Origin of the sequence: Flavobacterium azooxidireducens (assembly GCF_023195775.1) — a bacterium.
Lineage (GTDB): Bacteria > Bacteroidota > Bacteroidia > Flavobacteriales > Flavobacteriaceae > Flavobacterium > Flavobacterium azooxidireducens.
On sequence record NZ_CP096205.1, the window covers coordinates 2885730 to 2905210 of the forward strand.

Annotated in this window: 16 protein-coding genes and 1 other RNA gene; 7 read left to right on the plus strand and 10 right to left on the minus strand. The window is 34.9% G+C overall.

The window, feature by feature from the left end:
- Positions 1 to 5 precede the first annotated feature (5 nt).
- Positions 6 to 569, minus strand: a complete 564-nt coding sequence (locus tag M0M57_RS12540; RefSeq protein WP_248433371.1) for a hypothetical protein — start codon at positions 567 to 569, stop codon at positions 6 to 8.
- A gap of 106 nt (positions 570 to 675) precedes the next feature.
- Entirely contained in the window at positions 676 to 2034 is a 1359-nt protein-coding gene (hemN, locus tag M0M57_RS12545; RefSeq protein WP_248433372.1) for an oxygen-independent coproporphyrinogen III oxidase, read from the minus strand.
- Positions 2035 to 2324: 290 nt separating this feature from the next.
- On the opposite strand from hemN, the gene M0M57_RS12550 reads away from it, so the two are divergent.
- Together M0M57_RS12550 and M0M57_RS12555 are read left to right on the plus strand one after the other, a co-directional pair.
- The gene (locus M0M57_RS12550) at positions 2325 to 3188 is read left to right on the plus strand and encodes a hydroxymethylglutaryl-CoA lyase (RefSeq protein ID WP_248433373.1); all 864 of its coding nucleotides are present in this window, start codon (positions 2325 to 2327) and stop codon (positions 3186 to 3188) included.
- A gap of 85 nt (positions 3189 to 3273) precedes the next feature.
- Positions 3274 to 3732, plus strand: coding sequence for a hypothetical protein (locus M0M57_RS12555; protein ID WP_248433374.1), 459 nt, complete (start codon positions 3274 to 3276; stop codon positions 3730 to 3732).
- Between the two features lie 40 nt (positions 3733 to 3772).
- Here the strand turns inward: M0M57_RS12555 and M0M57_RS12560 are convergent, their stop codons facing one another.
- A complete protein-coding gene (locus M0M57_RS12560) occupies positions 3773 to 4849 on the minus strand; it encodes a glutaminyl-peptide cyclotransferase (protein ID WP_248433375.1) in 1077 nt (358 codons plus the stop codon).
- Between the two features lie 87 nt (positions 4850 to 4936).
- Between M0M57_RS12560 and ffs the strand changes: the two genes are divergently transcribed.
- The 5 genes from ffs (at position 4937) to yidC (ending at position 10084) form a co-directional block, all read left to right on the plus strand.
- Positions 4937 to 5034: signal recognition particle sRNA small type (gene ffs, locus M0M57_RS12565), an RNA gene on the plus strand.
- A gap of 67 nt (positions 5035 to 5101) precedes the next feature.
- Positions 5102 to 6097 (plus strand): enolase C-terminal domain-like protein, encoded by a 996-nt coding sequence (locus tag M0M57_RS12570; RefSeq protein ID WP_248433376.1) that lies wholly within the window; start codon positions 5102 to 5104, stop codon positions 6095 to 6097.
- A gap of 25 nt (positions 6098 to 6122) precedes the next feature.
- Positions 6123 to 6350, plus strand: coding sequence for a DUF3820 family protein (locus M0M57_RS12575; protein ID WP_248433377.1), 228 nt, complete (start codon positions 6123 to 6125; stop codon positions 6348 to 6350).
- Positions 6351 to 6542: 192 nt separating this feature from the next.
- Complete coding sequence (locus M0M57_RS12580) at positions 6543 to 8162, plus strand: CTP synthase (protein ID WP_248433378.1); 1620 nt, start codon at positions 6543 to 6545, stop codon at positions 8160 to 8162.
- 32 nt (positions 8163 to 8194) lie between these two features.
- Positions 8195 to 10084, plus strand: coding sequence for a membrane protein insertase YidC (gene yidC / locus M0M57_RS12585; protein WP_248433379.1), 1890 nt, complete (start codon positions 8195 to 8197; stop codon positions 10082 to 10084).
- Between the two features lie 105 nt (positions 10085 to 10189).
- On the opposite strand, the gene M0M57_RS12590 is transcribed toward yidC, so the two are convergent.
- The 7 genes from M0M57_RS12590 to M0M57_RS12620 all read right to left on the minus strand — a co-directional run bounded on the left by M0M57_RS12590 (position 10190) and on the right by M0M57_RS12620 (position 19422).
- Positions 10190 to 11980, minus strand: coding sequence for an acyl-CoA dehydrogenase family protein (locus M0M57_RS12590; protein ID WP_248433380.1), 1791 nt, complete (start codon positions 11978 to 11980; stop codon positions 10190 to 10192).
- A 149-nt stretch (positions 11981 to 12129) separates the two neighbouring features.
- Entirely contained in the window at positions 12130 to 13311 is a 1182-nt protein-coding gene (locus tag M0M57_RS12595) for an acetyl-CoA C-acyltransferase (RefSeq protein ID WP_248433381.1), read from the minus strand.
- 89 nt (positions 13312 to 13400) lie between these two features.
- Positions 13401 to 13757, minus strand: a complete 357-nt coding sequence (locus M0M57_RS12600; protein WP_248433382.1) for a four helix bundle protein — start codon at positions 13755 to 13757, stop codon at positions 13401 to 13403.
- 46 nt (positions 13758 to 13803) lie between these two features.
- Positions 13804 to 16194 (minus strand): 3-hydroxyacyl-CoA dehydrogenase/enoyl-CoA hydratase family protein, encoded by a 2391-nt coding sequence (locus M0M57_RS12605; RefSeq protein ID WP_248433383.1) that lies wholly within the window; start codon positions 16192 to 16194, stop codon positions 13804 to 13806.
- Between the two features lie 312 nt (positions 16195 to 16506).
- Positions 16507 to 16938 (minus strand): MarR family winged helix-turn-helix transcriptional regulator, encoded by a 432-nt coding sequence (locus M0M57_RS12610; RefSeq protein WP_188363186.1) that lies wholly within the window; start codon positions 16936 to 16938, stop codon positions 16507 to 16509.
- Positions 16939 to 17118: 180 nt separating this feature from the next.
- A complete protein-coding gene (locus M0M57_RS12615; RefSeq protein WP_248433384.1) occupies positions 17119 to 17532 on the minus strand; it encodes an OsmC family protein in 414 nt (137 codons plus the stop codon).
- 114 nt (positions 17533 to 17646) lie between these two features.
- Positions 17647 to 19422 carry an AMP-dependent synthetase/ligase gene (locus tag M0M57_RS12620; RefSeq protein ID WP_248433385.1) on the minus strand — a complete coding sequence of 592 codons (1776 nt, stop codon included), beginning with the start codon at positions 19420 to 19422 and terminating at the stop codon, positions 17647 to 17649.
- Positions 19423 to 19481 lie beyond the last annotated feature (59 nt).

Consider the following 19481-nt stretch of genomic DNA (forward strand, 5'->3'; position numbering starts at 1 on the left):
GCTTTTTAGTAATATTTCTTTAAATCCATTAATTTTTCTTGATTAGGAAAATTGGAAATCGCTTTATCAAGTTCAATTTTGCCTTGCTCACATTCACTATTTTCATACCTGCATAAATAAGCATAACCTAAACAAATTCGGTATTCAACATCAAATTGATTTGGAATTAATTTTGCGGCACTTTTGTATCTAAAAATGGCATTTTCAAAGTTTCCGGTTTCCATCCATTCATCTCCGTCTTTGATTAATAATCGAAAAGCTTTCTTAGTTTCAGATGGGATGATTTCTGTAACAACAGGCTTGTTCTTTTCATTGTATAAATAAAACTCGTAGGTTAAAAGCACACAAATTAAAATAATAAAAGTGAAAAGAACTAAATTGATGATGGAGCGTTTTTTCTGTTTAGAAATAAATTTTTTCCGAATAGTTGCTAATTCTTCTGGAGTAGCAGTTTTATGATTAAAATTTTCACCGCAAATTTCAGCGTATTTTAGTTTTGTTTTTAAGTAGTCTGTCCGATGTTCAATAAAAGAATGGCGTTTGCGTAACAAAGCTCTGTTATTTTTCATAACAGTATTCATAGCTTGTGTTCCAAAACTCCACATATCATCTCATTTAATGATTATTTTACGTGAAGATTCAATTTAAAGTTACAAGTTTGAAAAATTATTTTTTCTAAACCGTCATCGAAAACAACTTTGTTTCAGGCTTGTTTCGGTTCATCCGTAAATCAAAAGCCATGCAAATATTTCGAATGTAAGGCTTTCCTTTTTCGGTTACAGATAATGAATGATTGGTGATGATAATTAATCCATCCTGTTCCATTTCACTCAGACTTTCTAGTACTTGATTGATTTCAGAAAAATAAAAACCATATTCATGCCAAGAAGTATGCAATTGACACATAATATTCAAAATGTGTTTGCGAATAATCAAATCTTCATCGGTTAAAAGATGACCTCTAAAAACCGGCAATTCATTTTTTTCCAAACAGGCATAATATTCTTCTAATGTTTTTACGTTTTGAGCAAAACTGTACCAACTATCGCTGATGGATGAAACGCCTAAACCAATCATAACTTGTGTTTTAGATGAGGTATAACCCATAAAATTTCGATGCAGTTTTCGTTCTTGAAACGAATGATACAAACTGTCTGTTTCCAATGCAAAATGATCCATTCCGATTTCGTGATAACCATTTTCGGAAAGGCGTTTTTTACCTAATTCATACAACTGGCGTTTTTCTTCATCTTTCGGTAGATCTTCATCTTTAAAACCGCGTTGGCCATTTCCTTTTATCCACGGAACGTGAGCATAACTGTAAAAAGCCAATCGATCGGGTTGTAGTGAATTGGTTTTATCAATCGTATCAATCACATCTTCAACGGTTTGAAACGGCAACCCAAAAATTAAATCATGACCAACCGAAGTATAACCAATTTCCCTCGCCCAAAAAGTCACTTTGGCCACATCATGAAATGTCTGAATACGATGAATCGCTTTTTGCACTTTTTCGGAATAATCTTGAACGCCAAAACTAACTCTGCGAAAGCCCAAATCATATAATTTTTGAAGATGTGTTCGTGTGGTATTGTTGGGATGACCTTCAAAACTAAATTCGTGATTCGGGTGCTTAATTGCATTTTCAAATAAACCATTAATCAATCGTTCTAAATTTTCGGGTGAAAAGAAGGTCGGGGTGCCACCACCTAAATGGATTTCTTTGATAATTGGTTTTTTGGGTAATATTTCGCAATACAGTTGCCATTCTTTTAAAACGGCATCAATATAAGGATGTTCCACATCATGACGTTTAGTAATGCGTTTATTGCACCCACAAAACGTACACAAACTCTCGCAAAAAGGCAAATGAATGTATAAACTAATTCCTTCGGAAGTGTTGCTTTGCACAAATGATTGTTGAAGGGTTTCTTTCCAATCGGCTACCGAAAAACCGTCTTCATCCCAATAAGGAACTGTAGGATAACTGGTGTATCGCGGACCTGGAACATTATATTTTTGAATCAATGACATCTTTTTAACGCTTTTTTTAAAACAGTAAAAAGTTAAGAATAAATGAGAACATTTTCATCCTAACTTCTCACTATCGAAGTAAAAATATAATTCAAAGGTATTGGTGTTGGTTTAAAAAAAAAATGATAATTGTCATACTGATTTTTTACTGTTTGAAAGAGAAAATACAAACTGCTATTTTTTTTTAAATCTTTAATAATCATGCTATTATTTGAATGAATTCAACAGATATAATATTTTCATTGAAAACGATTTCGTAGGAAAAATTTCTTTCCTATATTTGAACTCCTATGCAACCAGTAAAAATAATTGAATGTCCACGCGATGCCATGCAAGGCATTAAAACGTTTATTCCTACGGAAAGAAAGGTAACTTATTTGCAATCGCTTTTGCGGGTTGGCTTTGATACGTTGGACTTTGGGAGTTTTGTTTCACCAAAAGCTATTCCGCAAATGGTTGATACAGCGGAGGTTTTAGCACGATTGGATTTATCGCAAACAACAAGCAAACTATTGGCTATTATTGCTAACACGAGAGGAGCAGAGTTGGCTTCGGAACACAAAGCAATTCAGTATTTAGGTTTTCCGTTTTCGATTTCAGAGAATTTTCAAATGCGAAATACACACAAAACTATTGCGGAATCAATTATAACATTAAACGAAATTTTAGAAATTGCCGATAAATCAAACAAAGAAGTGGTGGCTTATTTATCAATGGGTTTTGGAAATCCGTACGGCGATCCGTGGAACGTTGAAATAGTAGGCGAGTGGACAGAAAAAATGGCTGGAATGGGTGTAAAAATTTTATCGCTTTCCGATACCGTAGGAAGTTCTACACCGGAAGTAATAGATTATTTGTTTTCCAATCTCATCACAAAATATCCCGAAATTGAGTTTGGAGCTCATTTGCACACAACTCCCGATAAATGGTTTGAGAAAGTGGATGCTGCCTACAAAGCCGGTTGCCGCCGATTTGACGGAGCCATTCAAGGTTTTGGTGGTTGCCCAATGGCTAAAGATGACCTAACCGGAAATATGCCTACGGAGAAATTATTATCGTATTTTACTACCCAAAAAGAAAATACCAACACCAGTCCGATGAGTTTTGAAAGTGCTTATAATGAAGCGACGAAGGTGTTTGGGGAGTTTCATTAGAACTGTTGTCTGTTTAAAACCTGGAAGGTTTTGTTTTATTTGTTGAATTTATTTGATTTACATAGTTTAATTTTATTTGCATAGTATGAAAGTCTTTTTTATATCTTTTTTTCTAATCTATTTTAGTTTAAATAATTTGTTTTCTCAATCATTATATGCTGAAAAAATCGAATTTAATCATGGTAATTCTATTGTTTTAGACAGTTTTATTAGAATAGAGATTTATGCATTAAGTGAAGATCAATTCTTGGTGATATCAACAATCAATAATGTAACAGAACAAAAGAAGATAAAATATAAGGAATATAAAAAGGTTTTTGATGCCATTCTAAAAATTCAATCGAAGGATTTGTTGAATGAAAATAGAGTCGGGTTGGACGGCTCTGATACAAGTATCAAAATAGGGGGCATGTTCAATAATTATACAGAATACAATGTTTGGGGTTTAGATAAAAATGATAAAAATAATTCTTATAAGGATTTTTTCCATGCTACTGAATTACTCTTAAATATAGTTGGTAAGAAAATAGAAGAATTAAAGTAAATTTTTTCAAAACCGACAACCGAAAACGAATAACTGACAACTATTCCTCCACACGAATCTCAAACATTTTATCCCAATTCTTGCCCGTTACAAAGAGTGTTTTTGTTTTTGGGTTGTAAGCAATTCCGTTTAATACATCAATATCAGGATGTTGGGTAACCAATTTCTTTAAATCACCCAAATAAATCACTGATTCTACCGCTCCATTTTTGGGATTAATGATAGCCAGAGCATCTTTTTGATAGATGTTTCCGTAGATTTTTCCATCGATCCATTCCAATTCGTTTACCGATTTTATTTTATTGGCACCGGAATACACGTTGATACTTCCTTCAATTTGCAAGGTTTCCGGATTTAAAGTATAAATTTTCTCCGTTCCGTCTGATTGATAGAGTGATTTTCCGTCGTTACATAAGCCCCAACCTTCAATTCGTTTAGAATAATTGAAACGTTTTATTTCTTTAAATGTATCCGCATCATAAATAAATCCAACCAAATTTTGCCAGGTTAATTGATACACTTTGTTGTTTAAGATGGTAATTCCTTCACCAAAAATAGCTTCGGGATGTTCCACGATTTTATATACTTCTCCGGTTTTGTAATTGGTTTTACGTAAACTCGAAATTCCTTTTATTCGGGTTGTATTTCCAGCACCGTTTCCGGTTCCTTCGTATAACGTGTCACGATGAAATTCAAGTCCTTGCGTGTACGCTTTAATGTCATGCGGATAGGTGTTTACCAATGTGTACTTAAGTAATTTTGGTTCAATTTTCGAAATAAGCTCAATCCGGTGTGTCGCTTCGGCATAGTCATTTTCATAGTAAACCAAGGCTTTCAAATTTTGATAACCTAATTTTTCATCGGTTAACGGAAATTCAATGTTTTTTGCACCGTCAACAGAACCTATTTTTTTATCGTTAGCAAAGTAAACAATGCTATCAATTGATTTGTTTTTTGTGTTGGAAATTGTCAAAACAGCTTTTTCATCAGTTGAAAATTGTGCTTTTGATTGAGTAGTATTCAATAAAAATAAACCTGATTTATCTTTTTTAGAGTCTTCACAGCTTGAAAAAAGAACGGCTAATAAAATGAATGAGAATAAGTTATAGTTTTTCATGAGAATTTCGTAATAATATCGACAAATATAACAATTTGAATCGAACTATTTTCCTTGCAAAAACATAAAAAGATTGTATATTTGCAGCGGCAAGTCCTACACGACCAGCTCCTGCAAACTCCTCCAGGGTGGGAACACAGCAAAGGTATGTGGTTGTAGCGGTGCGATGTAGGTCGCTTGCCATTTTTTGTTTCATCTGATTTATTTCAGATTCTGCAGTCAAACTTTCAGAAATTTTCCTAATTCTATCCTATGCAATTAAAATGGAAAATAGTGCAACATCAACTGAAAGAACCTTTCAAAATTGCTTATGGTGTATATAATTTCAGAAAAGCATTAATTGTTTCTATTGATTTTGACGGAAAAACCGGTTTTGGTGAATGTACTGAAATTGATTATTATCACATTCATTTAGATGATTTTGTGAATGATTTAGAGCGAATTCAATCAATTTTCACAACTTTTTCAATTGAACATCCGGTTGATTTTTTCAAGAAACTAACAACTTTTTCACTTCATCCCTTTTTACAATCTGCGATAGATTGTGCGTTTTGGGATTTGTATGGAAAACTTGAAAACAAAACATTTTCCGAATTAAATCAACTACAAATAACTCATTTTCCTCAATCTTCGATTACAATTAGTATGGATGAGGAAGACATTCAACTTAAGAAAATAATTGAATCGGATTGGGAATATTGTAAAGTAAAAGTCAATTCGTGGTCCACTTCTTTGCGAGATAAATTGTTGGCTACCGAAAAGAAAATCAGCATCGATTCCAATGGAAGTTTTTCATTAGAAATATGTGACTTCATTCAAAACGATCCACTTTCAGCAAAATTCTTGTATTTCGAACAACCGATGCCAAAAGGTGCAGAAAATTATAAAAACTTATCTCAAAATAGTTCTGCCAATTGGATGGCGGATGAAGATTTGCAATCCATTGATGATTTGGAATTATTAAAACCTCATTACAAAACGCTGAACATTAAAGTCATGAAATGCGGCGGATTGACTCCATCGTTATCAATCATTCAAAAAGCAAAAAAGATGAATTTTAAAATTATGATAGGTTGCATGACTGAATCTACAGTTGGTATTTCTGCCGGAATTGCGTTGGCCTCTTTTGCGGATTATCTTGATTTGGATGGAGCCAATTTAATTGCAATTGATACGTTTAATGGCTCAAATATTAGGAATGGTGAAGTAGTTTTGAGTGATGGAGTGGGGTTAGGGATTCAGAATTAACAGATTATTAAATATAAGGACTAGCATGGATCAACAAAAACAACTCATCAAATTAGCACATACCAAAATGCCTTTCGGAAAATACGAAGGTCGCTATTTGATTGATCTTCCTGAATATTATGTGGTTTGGTATCATAACAAAGGTTTTCCAAAAGGCGAACTCGGCCAACAACTTCAATTGATTTATGAACTTAAATTAAATGGTTTAGAACATTTAATTCGAACCATAAAAGTCAAATTTCCAAAGCCTTAATGATTGATTTGCAAGGAATTGTTTTTAAATTCAATTATTACATCATAATCTCAATATTTCATTTTTACATTGACTAATTAAATCGTACTTTTGCACCGTTTTGGATGTTTGCAACAAATTCAAATCATTACAACTACTGGTACGGACAACTCGCGAGTTGTCCCTCCAAAAATTAAACAACACAACAACACAATGAATCAGACAAAGTATATTTTTGTTACCGGCGGCGTAACTTCTTCCTTAGGAAAAGGAATTATTGCGGCTTCGTTAGCAAAATTATTGCAAGCCAGAGGTTATCGAACAACCATTCAAAAGTTCGACCCGTATATCAACGTCGATCCGGGAACATTAAATCCATACGAACACGGCGAATGTTATGTAACGGATGATGGTGCAGAAACCGATTTGGATTTAGGTCATTACGAACGATTTTTAAACGTACCCACTTCGCAAGCAAACAACGTAACCACCGGAAGAGTTTATCTTTCTGTGATTGAAAAGGAGCGAAGAGGCGAATTTTTAGGTAAAACGGTGCAAGTTGTGCCACACATTACCAACGAAATTAAAGAAAGAATGCAATTGTTGGGTAATTCAGGTGATTTTGACATCGTAATTACCGAAATTGGTGGAACTGTTGGTGATATTGAATCATTACCTTACATCGAGTCTGTTCGTCAATTGTTATGGGAATTGGGCGAGGAAAATGCAATCGTCATTCATTTAACGTTGATTCCGTATTTGGCTGCAGCAGGTGAATTGAAAACAAAACCAACACAGCATTCCGTTAAAACATTGATGGAAAGCGGAATTCAAGCGGATATTTTGGTTTGTAGAACAGAACATGAATTATCTGATGAATTGCGTCAGAAATTGGCTTTGTTTTGTAATGTAAAACGTGAAGCGGTTATTCAGTCGATTGATGCATCAACGATTTATGATGTCCCGAATTTAATGTTGGAAGAAGGTTTGGATAAAGTGGCTTTGAAAAAGTTGAATTTACCCGAAAAAACCACTCCGGATTTGAAACAATGGAACGAGTTTTTATACAAATTGAAAAATCCAAAGCATACCGTTAATATAGGTTTGGTTGGAAAATATGTAGAATTACAAGATTCATATAAATCAATTTTAGAAGCGTTTATTCACGCGGGTGCGGCAAACGAGACGAAGGTGAACATTGTGAGTGTACATTCAGAATATATTGATAAATCGAATGTTGCTGAAAAAATTGGTGATTTCGACGGAATTTTAGTCGCACCCGGATTTGGAGAAAGAGGAATTGAAGGAAAAATTGAAGCCGTTCGTTACGTTCGTGAAAATAATATTCCGTTTTTCGGAATTTGTTTAGGAATGCAAATGGCGGTAATTGAATATGCTAGAAATGTTTTAGGCTTTGAAGATGCCAATTCAACCGAAATGAATTCGCAAACGTCACACGCCGTAATCGATTTGATGGAAGAGCAAAAAACCATTACCGACAAAGGCGGAACCATGCGTTTAGGAAGTTGGAAATGTGACCTTCAAGTAGGAAGTTTGGCTCATCAAATTTATGGAAAAGACCAAATTGAAGAACGTCACCGTCATCGATTTGAATTTAACGGTCAATTTAAAGAACAGTTAGAAAAAGCAGGTTTAAAAGCAAGTGGTATCAATCCAGATACCGGTTTGGTTGAAATTATCGAAGTGGATAACCATCCGTTTTTTATCGGAGTTCAATACCATCCGGAATATAAAAGTACAGTTGCCAATCCGCATCCAATTTTTGTTGGGTTTGTAAAAGCAGCTGTTGAACATAAAGCCGTTTCAGCCTAAATTTGAAACGTAAATAAGTAATAAGTAAGTAAATGGAAGAAAAAAAATTAGACTTAAACTCGATAATCGGATTCGGATTAATTTTCGTAATTCTGATATGGGTGATGTACAACAGTCAACAAAAAGAAGCCGAAGAACAAGCCAAGAAAGCTCAACAAGAACAAGTTGAAGCTAAACAAAAACCTGCTCCAGCTAAGGTTGATACAACTGAAACAAAAACGGTTGCACCGGTTTCAGATTCAGTTCAAGTAGCTCAATTGCAAAGCAGTTTGGGTTCTTTTGCTTATTCTGCCTCACTTCCATCTGCAACGGAAGCATTTACAACTATCGAAAATGAAGTGGTACGATTAAAAATTGCCAACAAAGGTGGTTATATCGTTGAAGCTGAAATGAAAGAATTCGAACAATTCCGAAAAGGTTCAGGCAAAACAGTTCATTTAATTAAAGATGGAAATGCCGATTTTAACATCGAATTAAAAACCAACGATAATCGTACATTAAACACAAGAGATTTGTTTTTTGAACCAACTTTAACCAAAGAAGGTGAAAATCAAGTCGTAACTTTTCGTTTAAAAGCGGGTGCAAATCAGTTTTTAGAATACCGTTACGTGTTGAAACCAAACGATTATATGCTCGATTTTGCTATTCGTTCACAAGGTTTAAATACGGTTTTAAATTCATCGAATCCTGTAAATTTGGATTGGAAAATCAAAACGTATCGAAATGAGAAAAGTGTAAGTTATGAAAATCGTTACACCGAACTTATTTTTGAATATGAAGGAGGAAAAGATGATTATTTAGGTCAAGGAGATTCTAAATCGGATGATCCTGATGATGTTACATACATCGCTTTCAAACAACATTTTTTCACTTCTGTTCTATTAACTGACACAGCATTTAAAAAGGCAACTGTTGTTTCAGAAAATTTAGTTAAAGACGAAGAAATTGATACCTTATTCACTAAACAATTTAAAGCTTCGGTTCCGTTAGCGTTTAAAAATGGTGAACTTAATTATGATATGAATTGGTACTACGGTCCGGCTGATTATCATATTTTAAATAATTACGACAAAAATTTAGATGAAATTGTTCCTTTAGGATGGGGAATGTTCGGATGGATTAACCGATACATTTTCATACCAACTTTCGACTTATTAATTGGATTTTTACCTTACGGAATTGCTATCATCATCTTAACTATTTTAGTAAGATTAGTGATGTCGCCTTTCACTTACAAGTCCTATCTTTCTCAAGCTAAGATGAAAGTTTTGCGTCCGGAAATTCAAGAATTGACTGCAAAATATGCAAAAGATCCGATGAAAAAGCAACAGGAAACAATGAAATTGTATTCCAAAGCAGGAGTAAATCCGATGGCAGGTTGTTTGCCTGCTGTTATGCAAATTCCGGTGTTTTATGCGTTGTTTAGTTTCTTCCCGTCAGCCATCGATTTAAGACAAAAAAGCTTCCTTTGGGCAGATGATTTATCTTCGTTTGACTCAGTTATCGATTTACCATTTTACATTCCTTTTTATGGAAATCACGTGAGTTTGTTCCCTATTTTGGCTTCTATTGCTATTTTCTTTTATATGAAAATGACAACAGGTGACCAAGCGATGAGTACGCCGCCACAAGAAGGTATGCCTGATATGGGGAAAATTATGAAAATTATGATTTATATTTCTCCGTTAATGATGTTGTTTTTCTTTAACAATTTTGCTTCCGGATTGAGTTTGTATTATTTTATATCGAATGCAATTACCATCGGAATCATGTTAGTAATTAAGAACTATATTATTGATGAGAAGAAAATTCACGCTCAAATTCAAGAAAATAAAACAAAGCCAAAAACGATGAATCGTTTCCAACGCAAAATGCAGGAAATGATGGAAGAGGCAGAAAAGCAAAAGAATTTAAAGAAATAATAAGACAAGGTATAAAAAAAGCTCCGAAATTTTCGGAGCTTTTTGATTTAAAAAAACCACGCTTTTTCAAACGTGGCCTTTAATCAACAACTAAACTAAAAATTTTTAGAAACAGTAACTGTTTTCAGCTACTAATTTCGTGGTAATCGTTTCTCTTAAACCAACTATGTTTGGCATATTGGTATATTTTGTAAAGCGACGTAAGCCCATCAACATCATTCGTTGTTCATCGCCTTCGGCAAACGAAATGATACTTTCTTTTCCTTTTTGTGAAACTACGTCAACGGCTTTGTATAAGTATAATTTTGCCATTGCAATTTGTTCTTTTGCTTTGTCTTCGCCTACTTTTTTGGCTAATTTTTCAGTTCGTAAAACTGTACTTTCGGCCACATAAATTTCGATTAACATATCGGCTGCAGCCATCAATAATTGTTGGTGTGCATCCAAATCCATTCCGTATTTTTGAACGGCAGCTCCGGCAACCATTAAGAAGGCTTTTTTCAATTTGCCAACCATTTCTTTTTCTTCCGAAAATAATTCTGAATAATCCGGTGTGTCAAACGATGGGATTCCCATTAATTCTTCCTGAACTTTCATAGCTGGACCTAAAAGATCAACGTGACCTTTCATAGCTTTTTTGATTAGCATTCCAACAGAAAGCATACGGTTAATTTCGTTTGTACCTTCATAAATACGAGCAATTCGAGCGTCTCTCCATGCACTTTCCATCGGTGTGTCTTCGGAGAATCCCATCCCGCCATATATTTGAATTCCTTCATCGGCACAATTTTGAACATCTTCGGAAACAGCTACTTTTAAAATGGAACATTCGATAGCGAATTCTTCTACACCTTTTAATTCGGCTTCTTGATGTGTTGCACCTTCTGTTTCACGAATTTTTATTCTGTTTTCGATGTCTTTTGCGGCACGATAGGTAGCACTTTCTCCCGCATAAGCAGAAGTCGCCATTTCAGCTAATTTATAACGAATGGCTCCAAATTGAGCGATTGGTGTGTTGAACTGAATTCTTTCATTAGCATAATTGATTGCGTTAGAAGTCACACGACGTTGAGCATCCAAACAAGCAGCTGCCAATTTGATTCGACCTACGTTTAAGGCATTCATTGCAATTTTGAAACCTTCACCACGAGCGGCTAACATATTTTCAACCGGAACTTTTGTGTCTGAAAAGAACACTTGACGAGTAGAAGACGCACGAATACCTAATTTATGCTCTTCTTCGTTCATCGTGATTCCGTTGGATGGATCATTTTCTACAATGAAACCGGTAATGTTTTTATCGTCTTCAATTCTTGCAAAAACGATGAAAACAGAACAAAATCCTGCATTGGAAATCCACATTTTTTGTCCGGTAATATTGTAATGTGTTCCGTCTGCTGACAAAACAGCTTTTGTTTTCCCTGAATTAGCATCAGAACCTGCACCCGGTTCGGTTAAACAATAGGCTCCAAACCATTCACCTGAAGCTAATTTTGGAACGTATTTTTGTTTTTGTTCTTCGGTTCCGTACAATGTAATTGGCATTGTTCCAATTCCGGTGTGAGCTCCGAAAGCAGTTGAAAATGAGCCGGTTGCTCCAGAAATATAATCGCATACTAAACAGGTATCTACAAATCCCATTCCCATTCCGCCGTAAGCTTCAGGAACGGCAACGCTTAAAAAGCCCATTTCTCCCGCTTTTCGCATTACTTCTTCGGTAAATGCATAATCTTTCTTTTCAAATCGGTCTTTATTTGGCCAAATTTCTTTGTCTACAAATTCTTTCACCGAATCACGCATCATAATTTGCTCTTCTGAGAAATCTTCGGGTGTGAATACGTTTTCACATTTGGTTTCTTTTACCAAAAACTGTCCGCCTCTTGTTATGTCTTTCATTATTCTTTATTATTTTTTTGATAGTTATTTTATCAATTGTTTATTCGCAATCTTGTCATTCCGACGAAGGAGGAATCTCATCAAGTATTTCCTCAATTATTACGAGATTCCTCCTTCGTCGGAATGACAAAAAGCGGAATCTTTCTTAATTAAAGCAATTCAAAAATTCCCGCACTTCCTTGACCAGTTCCTACACACATACTCACAATTCCGTATTTACTTCCTCTTAAACGCATCTCATCAAACAATTGAACAGACAATTTTGCACCTGTGCAACCAAGTGGATGACCTAAGGCAATTGCACCACCATTTACATTCACGATATCAGGATTTAATCCTAATTCACGAACAACGGCTAACGATTGTGACGCAAAAGCTTCATTTAATTCGATTAAGTCGATGTCATTTAATGTCAAACCTGCTTGTTTTAATGCTTTCGGAATTGCTTTTACCGGACCTATTCCCATAATTCTTGGTTCAACACCCGCAGAGGCGAAATTGACTAATCTTGCGATAGGTTTTATTCCTAATTCGTTTACTAATTCTTCACTCATAATTAATACGAAAGCAGCACCATCACTCATTTGTGAAGAGTTTCCAGCTGTTACAGAACCATCAGCGGCAAATACCGGTTTTAATTTTGATAAGGCTGCTACGTTTGTATCTGCTCTTGGACCTTCGTCTTTTTTTACGACATAGGATTTAGTTTCTTTTTTACCATTTTCATTGATGAACGTTTGCTCAACTGTGATTGGGACAATTTGTTTGTCAAATTTTCCTTCCCCCTGAGCTTTTAAAGCTTTTTGGTGGGAATGAAAAGCAAATTCGTCTTGATCTTCACGAGACACGTTAAATTGTTTTGCTACAGCTTCGGCAGTTAAACCCATTCCCCAATAATAATCCTCGTTACCCGATGCGGCAACGGCATAATCCGGTGTTGGTTTATAGCCACCCATTGGTATAAAACTCATACTTTCGGCTCCACCTGCAATGATACAATCGGCCATTCCGGATTGAATTTTAGCTGTCGCCATTCCGATGGTTTCTAAACCGGATGCACAATAACGATTGACAGTTACACCTGGAACATCGGTTACCTTTAATCCCATTAAGGAAATTAAGCGACCTACGTTTAGCCCTTGTTCGGCTTCGGGCATTGCATTTCCAACCATCACGTCGTCGATGCGTTTTTTGTCGAAGTCGGGAAATTGAGCCATTAAATGTTCAATTGTTTCGGCTGCTAATTCGTCAGGACGTTTGAAACGAAAAACTCCTTTTGGAGCTTTACCAACTGCAGTGCGAAATCCTGATACTATATATGCTGTTTTCATTTTTTTTTGTATTAAGATTGGAGTATTAAGTATTAAGACAGTAGTATTAAGTTTCAAGACTAAAGTATTAAGACATTCCTCCTAATTAATTATGTTGTTTTTAATGTTTTTTGAAAGGAAAAGTTCATATTTGAAACTTCAACTAACTTACTTATTATCGGTTGTACTATTTCTTCTTTTATAAGTTTTAGTCTTTTAGCGAGGATCAATTGCGTTATTAATTCGAATGTTGAGCCATTTGCTATACCTAAAAATTGAATAAATTCTTTATTATGATTTCTTCCTGAACCTTCTGCAATGTTTGAAGGTATAGAAACTGCACATTTTTTAATTTGGTGTATTAAATTAAATTTTTCATCATTGGGAAGTAATAGGGAAATTTCATAAACTTCAACAGCAATATCAATTGCTTTTTGCCAGATTTTCAGTTTTTCAAAATTGTGCATATATTATTCTTTATCGGTCTTAATACTTAATACTTCCGCCTTAATACTAATTTCTTAATGGTTTTCCTTTAGTCAACATAAATTGAATTCTCTCCAAAGTCTTTCTCTCGGTACACAAACTCAAAAAAGCTTCTCTTTCTAAATCCAACAAATACTGCTCACTCACCAAAGTCGGTTCTGATAAATCGCCACCTGCCATTACATACGCTAATTTGTTGGCAATTTTTCGATCGTGTTCCGAAATGTATTTTCCGGCTTGCATTTGGTCAGTTCCCACTAAGAACATTCCTAAAGCTTGTTTTCCTAATACTTTTATGTCTTTGCGTTGAACGGGTTGTGTGTAACCTTGCTCTGCCATTTGTAAAGCGACTTGTTTTGCAACCGCAATTTGACGATCACGATTCACAACTACAATATCTTTTCCTTTTTGGAGAATACCTAAATCAAAAGCTTCATAAGCAGAAGTGGCTACTTTTGCCATTCCGATGGTTAGGAAATATTCTTGTAAAACATTTAATTCCACATCATTTTTACGGAATAAATCGGAGGCACGAACGGTCATTTCTTTGGAACCACCGCCGCCGGGAATTACACCGACACCAAATTCAACTAAACCAATATAGGTTTCTGCAGCAGCAACAACTCGGTCGGCGTGCATACTCATTTCACAACCACCACCAAGTGTCATACCATGTGGAGCAACGATAACAGGAATAGAGGAGTAGCGGCAACGCATCATCGTATCTTGGAACATTTTTATAGCCATATTCAATTCGTCATATTCTTGTTCGACAGCCATCATAAAAATCATTCCGATGTTAGCACCCACAGAGAAATTAGTTCCTTGGTTTCCAATCACTAATCCATTATATTCTTTTTCGGCTAAATCGATGGCTTTGTTGATGCCTTGTAAAACACCACCACCAATCGTATTCATTTTGGAATGGAATTCTAAGTTTAAAATACCATCACCTAAATGATGAATTGTGGCATCGGAATTACCCCAAACTTTATGGCTTTCTCTAATATTATTTAAGATGATAAACGCATCTTGACCCGGAATTTTTTCCTGAGATTTGGTTGGAATACTATAATAATGAGTAGCTCCATTTTTAACTGTGTAAAAAGAAGCATTTTCTGAGGTCACCATTTCTGAAACCCAAGCTGCCGGTTCATAACCTTCGGCTTTAATCAACTCAATTCCTTTGGCAACTCCGATGCTGTCCCAAATCTCGAATGGACCATTTTCCCAACCGAAACCGGCTTTCATTGCATCATCAATTTTGTATAATTCGTCTGATATTTCAGGAATTCTGTTTGAACAATACGCAAACATAGCAGCAAAATTCTTTCTGTAAAAATCACCTGCTTTGTCTTTTCCTTTTACTAAAACACGAAAACGATCAATTGGTTTGTCAATGGTTTTGGTTAATTCTAAGGTAGCGAATGATGCTTTTTTTGCTGCTCTATATTCTAAAGTATCTAAATCTAAGGATAAAATTTCTTTTCCTTCTTTTTTGTAAAATCCTTGTCCGGTTTTGCTTCCCAACCATTTATTTTCCATCATTTTATCAATGAAAGAAGGCAATTTGAATAAATCGTGAGCTTCGTCATTCGGACAATTTTGGTGAATTCCGTTTGCCACGTGAACCAACGTATCCAAACCAACCACATCAACGGTTCTGAACGTAGCCGATTTAGGTCGACCAATTACAGGACCAGTTAATTTATCAACTTCTTCGATGGTGAGACCCATTTCTTTTACTTGATGAAACAGACTCATAATGCCGAAAATTCCAATTCGATTACCAATGAATGCCGGAGTATCTTTGGCTACGACCGAAGTTTTTCCTAAAAATTGTGAACCGTAATTTGTTAAGAAATCTAAAACGGTTTGACTCGTTTTTGGTCCGGGAATGATTTCAAACAACTTTAAATAACGGGCAGGATTGAAGAAATGCGTTCCACAGAAATGTTGTTGGAAATCTTCTGTTCTACCTTCGCTCATAAATTGAATCGGAATTCCGGATGTGTTGGAAGTTACTAATGTCCCAACTTTTCTATATTTATCAACTTGCTCGAAAACGAGTTTTTTGATATCTAATCTTTCCACAACCACTTCGATAATCCAATCTACCGAAGCGATTTTCGGCATATCATCCGTAGTATTTCCGGTTGTAATTCGGTTGGCAAATTTCTGACTGTAAATAGGAGAGGGGTTTGATTTTAAAGCATTCGCCAAACTTTCATTTACGATACGATTGCGAACCGCTTTGCTTTCTAACGTAAGTCCTTTCTTTTCTTCAGCTTCGGTGAGTGCGTTTGGAATAATATCCAATAATAACACCTCTACACCAATGTTTGCAAAATGACAAGCGATACCGGAGCCCATGATTCCGGAACCGATGACAGCCACTTTTTTGATAGTTCTTTTCATTTTTTATTTCTTATTGCGGGTTGCGAGTTCAAGTTTCCGCTGGTTTTTGTTTGTTTTATCTTTTAAAGTTTACATTTCACTTTTCATCTAATGGAACACGGATTAGGTGGATTAGATGGATTTTCGCTGATTTTTTTGTTCGCTTAGCGAAAATGGATTTAAGTGGATTTCATTATTTCTAATTATTCAGTTTATTTCAACTTCAGTCAACCTAACGGAGATTGCTTTGCCAATTCGCTATCGCTCGTGTCCTACGGAATGACAAGATTGTGTGTAAACTGTGACTGAAAACTGTGACTTAAAACTTCCATCCTAAAAAATCTTCTTCTCATTAATCAATTCCGTAATCACATCAGCGACTTCGATGAAATTTTGCAGTTTTTCGTCGGATACATTTTGACGGATGACTTCATTAAATTTCAATACGGTATTTCGGGATAATTCTCTTTTTTCTTTTCCTAAGTCGGTGAGGTAAATTAAAACACCTCGACCATCATCGGGATTTTTTTTGCGAATGATTAAGCCTTTTTCTTCTAAGGTTTTCAAGGTTCTGGTTAAGCTCGTGGCTTCCATTCCCATTCGGTTGCTGATGTAGGAGGAAGGCGTTCCTTCTTCTTTATCGATGCTAAGCAAAGCAAATCCGATAGCCATTGAACCATCAAATTTAGAAGCTTCTTCGTTGTACATTCTGGCAACTGATTGCCAAGTGGCTCGAAGAATATAATCTATTGTTTTATCTTTCATAGTTTACGCAAACGTTTTCAAAGATAATAAAAATTTATTATGCATGCATAGTAAATTTAAAAATTTAACATTTTTTAGTTTGATATGAATTAGATTGGTAAAATTCGATTACTGTAAACTATTTAAAAGAAAAAGACGGATATTAGTCCGTCTTTATAAATTTTTAGTTAATAAATTGAATTATTTATTCAATGTAAATTCTGCAGAAATAGCTGTATTCAACAATTTAGAAATCGGACAATTGTTTTCAGCATCTTTCACTAATTCAGCAAATTTTTCTTCTGAAATTTTGTCAATGGTTGCTTTTAGAATTAAATGTGATTTTGTTACAGCTCCGTCTTCAAACGTAATTTGGCATTTTGTTTCTAATTCGGTAGGTTCAAAACCTGCTTCTCCTAAATTGAAACTAAGTTTCATCGTAAAACATCCTGCGTGAGCGGCAGCAATAAGTTCTTCAGGATTGGTTCCGATTCCTTCTTCAAAACGAGAGCCAAATGAATATTGTGTCTTATTTAAAACGGTACTTTGCGTGGTTAAATTTCCTTTTCCTTCTTTTCCTGAACCGTTCCAAACGGCTGTTGCGTGTCTTTTCATAAGTATTGATTTAAGTTTTGTCTAAATTACGAAATCCTAATTAATTTGCTTGTTATTATTGTGTTAAGTGTTTTTAAAAAAATAAAAAAGCTCTCGGATAGGAGAGCTTTTGAATTATGAATTATAAATTTTTTCGTAAAGGTGTTTGTATTTTTCTTTTACAATTTTACGTTTTAATTTCATAGTAGGAGTGAGGTGTCCACCATCAATTGACCAAACATCGGGGGTTAACTCAAAACGTTTGATTTTTTCCCAATTACCGAATTTTTCGTTTGCATGATCAACTTCTTCTTGAAAACGTTCGATAACTTTTGTGTTATTGACTAATTCTTCATTGGAATCTGAAATAGTAACATGATGTCTTTTTGCCCATTCACGAACAAAATCAAAATTAGGCTGAATGAAAGCAGCCGGCATTTTTTCGCCATCACCAATTACCATTACTTGTTCAATGAAGAAAGATTGTTTTAATCGGTTTTCAATTAATTGTGGAGCAATATATTTTCCTCCGGATGTTTTAAACATTTCTTTTTTACGGTCAGTGATTTTTAGGAAACCATCCGAATCAAATTCACCAATATCACCAGTGTGAAAATAGCCGTCTTTGATGACTTCATTAGTTAGTGTTTCATCTTTATAATAACCCATCATTACATTTGGACCTTTACAAAGTAGTTCACCATCTTCCGCAATTTTTACTTCTACATTTTTAATTAATTTCCCAACTGTTCCAATACGGAATAAACCATTTCGCATATCGTTTACAGAAATAACAGGAGAGGTTTCAGTTAAACCATACCCTTCCATAACCGGAATTCCCGCAGCGGCAAAAACACGAGCTAAACGAGGTTGAAGTGCAGCACTTCCGGAAACCATCACATCTAAATTTCCGCCTAAGGCTTCTTTCCATTTACTGAAAATCAATTTTCGGGCAATGCCAAGTTGTTTTTCATAAAACCAACCATTTTGTCCATAAGGTTTATAACGTAAACCTAAATTAATTGCCCAAAAGAAAAGTGTTTTTTTAATTCCGGTTAGTTCGGCTCCTTTGGCATAAATTTTATCATAAACTTTTTCCAATAAACGCGGAACAACCGTCATCACATTTGGATGAACTTCTTTTAAATTGTCGGTCAATTTTTCGATGCTTTCTGCAAAATAAATCGAAACCGAATAATACTGATAAATGTATAAAATCAATCGTTCAAAAATATGGCAAACGGGTAGAAAACTCAAGGCTTTGCTTGTTCCTTCTGCAAAAGGAATTCTCGGAGCACTATCCAACACATTTGAAACAATATTGTTATGAGAAAGCATTACGCCTTTTGGTCTTCCTGTGGTTCCGGATGTGTAAATGATTGTGGCTAATTCTTCCGGTTTTACATTGTTTTTTCGGTCTTCAACCACATCTTGATTGGATTTGTCTGAACCTAATTCTAACAATTCTTTCCAATTTTTACAACCTGAAATTTCATCAAAAGAATAAATATCTTTTAAAGTAGGAACATTATTTTTAATAGCAATTAATTTATCATAAACCACTTGGTCAGAAACGATGCAATAATTGGATTCAGAATGATTTAAGATGTATTCGTAATCTTCCGCTGCAATGGTTGGATAAATCGGCACCGTTTGAGCACCCACTTGAAGCGATCCAATATCCATAATATTCCATTCCGTTCTGTTGTTTGAAGAAATGATAGCAATTTTATCATTTTTTTGAACTCCTAAACGAATAAAAGCTCTTGAAATCGCATTGGCTTTATCTACATATTCTTGCGTAGAAGTTTTCACCCATTCGCCATTGTATTTGGTAACCAAGCAATCAGGAACATTATTTTTAGCAAGTTGGTAATACGGAAAATCAAAAAGTCGGGTTATTTGAATCATCTTTAATGGAATTTGATGCAAATTAGAGAAAAAACAATCATTTTCAAATCATTTTAATA